Source organism: Okeania sp. SIO3I5 (assembly GCF_010672085.1).
In the GTDB taxonomy this organism is placed as follows: Bacteria; Cyanobacteriota; Cyanobacteriia; order Cyanobacteriales; family Microcoleaceae; genus Trichodesmium.
The window spans coordinates 1-6,673 of the sequence record NZ_JAAHHT010000310.1; the positions used below are offsets into that span (position 1 = coordinate 1).

General features: G+C 31.7%; 4 protein-coding genes and 1 pseudogene. All 5 read left to right on the top strand.

The window, feature by feature from the left end; all coding sequences use genetic code 11:
• A pseudogene (locus F6K40_RS36140) lies at positions 1-237 on the top strand (hypothetical protein); the annotation flags it as partial.
• A gap of 222 nt (positions 238-459) precedes the next feature.
• On the top strand, positions 460-1,572 hold the full coding sequence (locus F6K40_RS36145) for an acyltransferase family protein (RefSeq protein WP_293143778.1): 1,113 nt from the start codon (positions 460-462) through the stop codon (positions 1,570-1,572).
• A gap of 226 nt (positions 1,573-1,798) precedes the next feature.
• Positions 1,799-2,812, top strand: coding sequence for a hormogonium polysaccharide biosynthesis glycosyltransferase HpsN (gene hpsN, locus F6K40_RS36150; protein ID WP_293143780.1), 1,014 nt, complete (start codon positions 1,799-1,801; stop codon positions 2,810-2,812).
• 277 nt (positions 2,813-3,089) lie between these two features.
• On the top strand, positions 3,090-4,067 hold the full coding sequence (locus F6K40_RS36155; RefSeq protein ID WP_293143782.1) for an Rpn family recombination-promoting nuclease/putative transposase: 978 nt from the start codon (positions 3,090-3,092) through the stop codon (positions 4,065-4,067).
• Between the two features lie 530 nt (positions 4,068-4,597).
• Positions 4,598-5,764: a hormogonium polysaccharide biosynthesis glycosyltransferase HpsO gene (gene hpsO / locus F6K40_RS36160; RefSeq protein ID WP_293143784.1), complete on the top strand. Its 1,167-nt coding sequence runs from the start codon at positions 4,598-4,600 to the stop codon at positions 5,762-5,764.
• The last annotated feature ends 909 nt before the right edge of the window (positions 5,765-6,673 follow it).

The window sequence follows — 6,673 nt, forward strand, 5'->3', positions numbered from 1 at the left end:
TATTCCAAGGTGGAAAATTATACATCTAAATACTATCTTTCAGGCTATTTATACAATCATCAAATATTAAAATTAGGGTGGGGGAACAATAATTATCAATTACCTCGGATTAAAGTAGATAGAAATAAAACACCTGGTAGATTAATAGAAATAGCAGAAATATCTTCTCCTGTAAAAAAGGAAGAAAGAAGATTTTCAGGTTGGCGTCATTTTAATATTTTTCTGAATTATTTATAAGTAGAAAGGGAACAGGGGAGTGGGGAGTACGGGAGAATTTTTTTGCCCAACTCAGCAGGGAAAATACTAACTTTTTGAGCATGAAGAGCTGAAACAGGCGTACTTTTTGCCGACAGAAAAAGGCTAAAACCTTTATCTGTAAATGCTTTGATATTTAATCAGCAAACCCTAATTAATTTTGCTTATAAACTTAGCTTTTATCCATTATTTTATATAACTAAAATGTCGAGTAACAACCCTAGCAATAAAAATAGATTATATTGGGTCGATTATACTAAAGGTTTAGCAATTTTAGGTATTCTTTTATTTCATTTTTTTCAAAACTATCCAAAGGAAATTAACCTGATTAGTATATTAGATAGAACTGGTGCTAAAGTGGGATATGCTGCGGTAGATATCTTCTTTGTTATGGCGGGATTTACTACTAGCTATATTCTCTTGTTAAAAAATCAAAAAAATAATCTTAATCAACTGGAAATAAATTGGAAAGATTGGCTACTTAAAAGAATTAATCGAATTTATCCAGGTTATATATTAGCTGTAATTTTAAGTTTATTACTATATTATTTTTTCGGAAATAAAAATATACAGCTAAATTTTAATCTACTATTGAGCATAATTGGTTTAGCAGGTTATAAATTTCAGGCAATTAATCCTGGATTTTGGTTTTTTACAGTTATTTTAGAAGCTTATCTTGTAATTCCTCTAATATTTATTATCTGCAATAGTCAACCAGGAAAAATTTTGTGGCTAGGAATTATTGGTGGAGTTATAACTAAAATAGCTTGCGTATTGGTAGACAATAGCTCTCAGGTTTATTGGTATCTATTACAAAATAATTTCTTAGGTAGTTATTTCTTTCAGTTATGTCTAGGATTATATTGGGGCATAATTTTCTTGAAAAAATCTACTTTTAGAAAGATAGATTATACTATAGTCACAGGAGTTTTTGCTACAGGATTAGTTGTTTATTTATCAATGGCATGGCAAAAAATAGATATTATCTATATGGAAGGATTTGATCTTCTGTTTACTCCCTTCTTTTTTCTAGTTTGTTACTTGATTTTTGAACTATTGAGCAAACAACAAAAAAGAATAGGCTATATATTAAGATTACTATCATTACTAGGCATCTATTCATACCAAATATATCTGATACATCAACCTCTATATTTTGTTTTGTTCCGTCCCCTAACAAAAGCTCTTGATGTTGAACCATATTTAAAAGTAATTATTGTGATGATAATTACAATGGTCTTACTAACAGTTTATTTATTTATATTCATATTCTTGGAAAACTTTTTTAGGAAGCTACTTGTGGAAAGAAAAAATTAGTAAATATCAATAAAATTCAAGCAAGCATTCAGCTATATAAGCAATAATATATCAACCTTAAGGACTTGCTATAAATGAATACATACTTTAAATTCGGCTTTTATAGTAAGATTTAATTTTGACTAATTAATAAAGCCTTTATCTAAAACTAAAACAAATAGCTGATAGCTAATAGCTGATTGCTGAATGCTTAAAAATTAAACTCACTCTCAAAGGATAGTAGACTATGAATTTACCATCAATTTCCGTTGTCATTCCTACCTATAATCGGGAGGAAGTTCTAATAGATACGATCGCCGATGTTATCAAACAAGATTACCCTAATTTTGAAGTTTTAGTAGTCGATCAAACTGCTACTCATAAACCAGAAGTTCAAGCTTATTTAGAAGAAAAAGCTAATGTTGGAAAAATTAAATTATTCCATCTGAATTGGGCGAGTTTACCAGGAGCAAGAAATTATGCAGTCAGACATTGTAGTGGCGAAATCATCCTTTTTATAGATGATGATGTACGCTTAGAAACAGGATTTTTAGCTGCCCATGTTCGCAACTATGTCGATCGCCCGGAAGTAGGAGCAGTAGCAGGACGAGTATTCGATCGCATGAAATTAGGAGATTCTGGTGGAGAATTGGAAATAGAGGATTTACCTCCAGAAGCGTCTGACCCTGGTATTGCTTGGTATCATATAGATTTGGTGCATACGGTTAAACCTCAAAGAGTTATTTCCGCAAGAGGGTGTAATATGTCATATCGCCGAGAGATTTTTACTAAATATGGTCTGAGTTTTGATGAGCGGTTTCGTGGTAGTGCAGTACGGGAAGAGTCGGATTTTTGTTTGAGGTTGCGACAAACTGGTTATCAAATTTGGTTCGATCCAGAAGCTTCTTTAATTCACTTGGGTGAAGAAAGTGGAGGTTGCCATGATATTTCTACAAGGTCGCTTAAATATCAAGTTACTTTCTATCACAATCACTTTTTGATGGGATTAAAAAATCTCACTCCTAATCAATGTTTGCGTTTCTTTGCCAAATTATTTGATTGTCATGTGTTGGGGAATCCCCCTTGTTATAAAGGTGGTTCTCCTATCAAAATAATTACTCGTGGCAGTTTTTATACTCTTGGTTTTCTGAGTGCTGTTCAAACAAGGATTAAATCTATTTGGGATGACGGACAAATTTATACTAAAGAAAGTCAAAATTCAAAATTCAAAATTCAAAAGTCAGAGAAAATTAAAAGTTAAAGGAAATTGTTTAAGGGTATAAACAATTTCAAAATTCAAAATTCAAAATTCAAAAGTCAGAGAAAATTTTAAAGTTAAAGGAAATTGTTTAAGGGTATAAACAAATTCAAAATTCAAAAGTCAGAGAAAATTTTAAAGTTAAAGGAAATTGTTTAAGGGTATAAACAAATTCAAAATTCAAAAGTCAGAGAAAATTTTAAAGTTAAAGGAAATTGTTTAAGGGTATACTGAAGGAAATTAAAAGTTAAAAGTAAGAATTGAATAAAGTCAAATTAGTATGAGATTTATTAATCCAAAAACAGATTATGCCTTCAAAAAAATCTTTAGCTCTGCTGAGAGTAAAGATATTCTGATTAGTTTTCTGAATGCAATGCTTTATAAAGGTGAAAATACTATCCATGACTTGGAATTTAGTAAGACTTATGAACCTGGAGCGATCGCTATTTTCAAAGAATCATTTTTAGATGTTAAGGCAACTCTTGATAATGGTTCTATTGTCATCATTGAAATGCAGGTATTAAATGTAGAAGGTTTTAATAAAAGAATTCTTTACTATGCAGCTAAAGTTTATGCTAATCAACTTAAGCGAGGGGAAATTTATGCTGATTTGAATCCTGTACTTTCTCTAACTATTACTGATTTTAGGATGTTTGAGGAGAGTGAAAAAATTATTAACCGTTTTGTATTTAAAGAATGGGATGATTCTTTTCTTTACCCAGATAGTGAGTTAGAAATATTTTTTGTGGAATTACCTAAGTTTAAAAAAAAGTTGGCAGATTTAGAAAGTATTACAGATAAATGGCTTTACTTTCTCAAACATACTAAAAATTTGGAAGTTGTACCAGAATCAATGGGAATAGTTCCTGAAATTAATAAGGCTTTTAGTATTGCTAATGAGGCTAATTTAAGTCCTGAAGAATTAGAAGGATTGGAAGGTCAAGAGCGATTTATTCTTGACCGAAGAGGAGCAATTGCTTTTAGTCGTAATGAGGGTCGTGAAGAAGGTAAAAGGGAAGGTCGTGAGGAAGGTAAAAGGGAAGGTCGTGAAGAAGGTAAAAGGGAAGGTCGTGAAGAAGGTAAAAGGGAATTAATTATAAGTTTACTAGAGCATTTATTAGGCGAACTTGATATGAATACAAAAGAACGCTTTAATCAATTATCAAATGGGGAATTAGAACAATTGAGTCAGGCAATGTTAAACTTCAGAAATATATCCGATTTAGTAGCTTGGTTAGACAAAACTCAAAACAATTAATAATTATTGATTATTAATTGAATTGTTTCTCAAGATTAACTATCGCAAAGAAATAAAGTTGTAACATTTTATCGTAGGGGTTTGGTTTCCAAATCCCATCATCGTAGGGGTTTGGTTTCCAAATCCCATTGTAAGCATTCAGCAGTCAACCAACTTCTTTCAGAGGAGCTTCGTTAACAGCTTTATTACCTTTAGTTAGAAAGTCAAGCTTGTCATTACTATGCTTTAATTCTTTGGTTTAAAATGTATTATAAGTTAAACGAAATGATTGTTTCATTGATTAAAAATTTGAGAGCTTGCCGTTCATTAATGGATAATGGATAATTACCTCTCTCTTTTAGGGAAAGGATTGACCCTTAAGGAAAATATTTATTTTTTTCCCCTTGAAAGGGGAGGCTTTAAACTTGAATTATCTAATTATCTAATTATCTAATTATTTCGGTAATAGCTGAATGCTTACATCCAATTTCCCTTGGGTTGGGAGACCAAACCCCTACAATTTTTTTTTCACAAATCATACAATAATAATTATGAAAATATTAGTAGTTAGCCATACTTATATTGTTGACCTTAATCGAGAAAAGTTTCGCGCTTTAGCTAAACTTGAATCTGGTATTGAAGTTACGGTCGTTGTACCCCGTCGCTGGAATCCAAAAGGGGTACAAAGTCAAATAGTTGAAACTCAATTTATTGATGAGGGTTCCTTTAAAGTAGTACCTATTTATAATTACAGTGAAAATAATCAAGCGTTACTAACTTTTGGTCTTGATTTAATTGGTTTGCTCAGAAAATTTAAGCCAGATATTATTCAAGTAGAACAGGGTGCTAAGGCTTTAACTTATGCTCAGTTTATTACTTTTAATAAGCTTTTAGGACTGAAGGCTAAAAATTTATTTTTTACTTGGTGGAATTTACCTTATGAACTGAAATTTCCTATTTCCTTGCTAGAAGGTTACAATCTCAGAAATACTGATGGAATTGTTACAGGTAATCAAGATGGAAAAGATATTTTAAGAGAAAAAGGTTACAACGGTCCGATCAAAGTTATGCCTCAGTTAGGAGTAGATGAAACTTTATTTAAACCAGAATCTCAAACAGAATTAAGAGATAGTTTAGGGATTCAACCTGATGATTTTGTGGTGGGTTTTGTTGGTCGTTTTGTTGAGGAAAAAGGATTATTAACTTTAACTAAATCTCTAGCAGGTTTACAGGAAAAAAATTGGAAATGGTTATTATTGGGTAGGGGTGAATTACAAGCAACTTTGCTGGAAACAGCAACAGCATTAGGAATTAAAGATAGACTAATTTTAGTAGAAAGTGTGCCTCACGACCATGTACAAAAATATATTAATCTGATGAATACTTTGGTTTTACCATCGGAAACTAATTATAAGTTTAAAACTTTAACTTCTGTGGGTTGGAAAGAACAATTTGGTCATGTTTTAATTGAGGCAATGGCTTGTAAAGTTCCTGTAATAGGTTCTGATTCTGGGGAAATTCCTTATGTAATTGGTGATGCTGGTTTGGTTTTTCCAGAGGGAAATGTTGAGGAGTTGAGGAATTGTTTAATGCAGTTAATGGAGCAAAAAGAATTAACTGAAACTTTAGGGCAAAAAGGTTATGAAAAAGCAATGAGTCAGTATACAAATAAAGCTTTAGCTAGGGAGTTATTGAATTTTTATCAGGAGTTAGTATAGTTTCAAATTTGAAGGGTAAATAAGCAAGGGAAGACAAAGATTTACGTAAGCATTCAGCTATTAGCATTCAACATTCAGATGCATGAAAAGATCAAGTAACTACTTCACCATATAGTTAATGACCTCTTTTTTTATAACTTTATAATTCTCTTTGAAGACTAATTGCTCCTTTGGTGTAATAATTAGTTAATAACTCATAGCTAATAGCTAACCGCTGAATGCTTACCGAATAATTAAATAATTCATCTTTAAAGTCTCCCAAATAAAGGGGAAAAAGCGGTTGGCAAGGGTCCCAGTCCGTTAGAATGGGATGGATAGGTGACAGGCGCCATATCCAATCAACCAAGAGAATAAATGTTTTCGTTCTTGGTCAATCCTCATCCCTTTTAGGGAGAGGTAATTAGGGTTTGCTGATTAAATATAAAATTATTTTCAGGTAAAAATTTTAGCCTTTTTAGGTCTTGGAGAAATCCAAGCTTTTAGGTCTTTTAGGTTCAAAAATGAGCGTATTTTGGGCAGACAAAAACAGAAAAATTGAAGAACAATTCTTATTCCTACCTCCTCTAAATTTCCATTGATTCTGATTCCTGACTCCTACCTCTAGCAAAAGACTTTTTCAGCAAACCCTAATTATCAATTATCCATTATCCATACCATATCCAATCAACCAAGAGAATAAATGTTTTCGTTCTTGGTCAATCCTCATCCCTTTTAGGGAGAGGTAATTAGGGTTTGCTGATTAAATATAAAATTATTTTCAGGTAAAAATTTTAGCCTTTTTAGGTCTTGGAGAAATCCAAGCTTTTAGGTCTTTTAGGTTCAAAAATGAGCGTATTTTGGGCAGACAAAAACAGAAAAATTGAAGAACAATTCTTATTCCTACCTCCTCTAAATTTCCATTGATTCTGA

Excerpts from the sequence above, each read along its gene's own strand:
- F6K40_RS36145 (WP_293143778.1), top strand. The coding sequence starts at position 460 with ATGTCGAGTAACAACCCTAGCAATAAAAATAGATTATATTGGGTCGAT.
- hpsN (WP_293143780.1), top strand. The coding sequence starts at position 1,799 with ATGAATTTACCATCAATTTCCGTTGTCATTCCTACCTATAATCGGGAG.
- F6K40_RS36155 (WP_293143782.1), top strand. The coding sequence starts at position 3,090 with ATGAGATTTATTAATCCAAAAACAGATTATGCCTTCAAAAAAATCTTT.
- hpsO (WP_293143784.1), top strand. The coding sequence starts at position 4,598 with ATGAAAATATTAGTAGTTAGCCATACTTATATTGTTGACCTTAATCGA.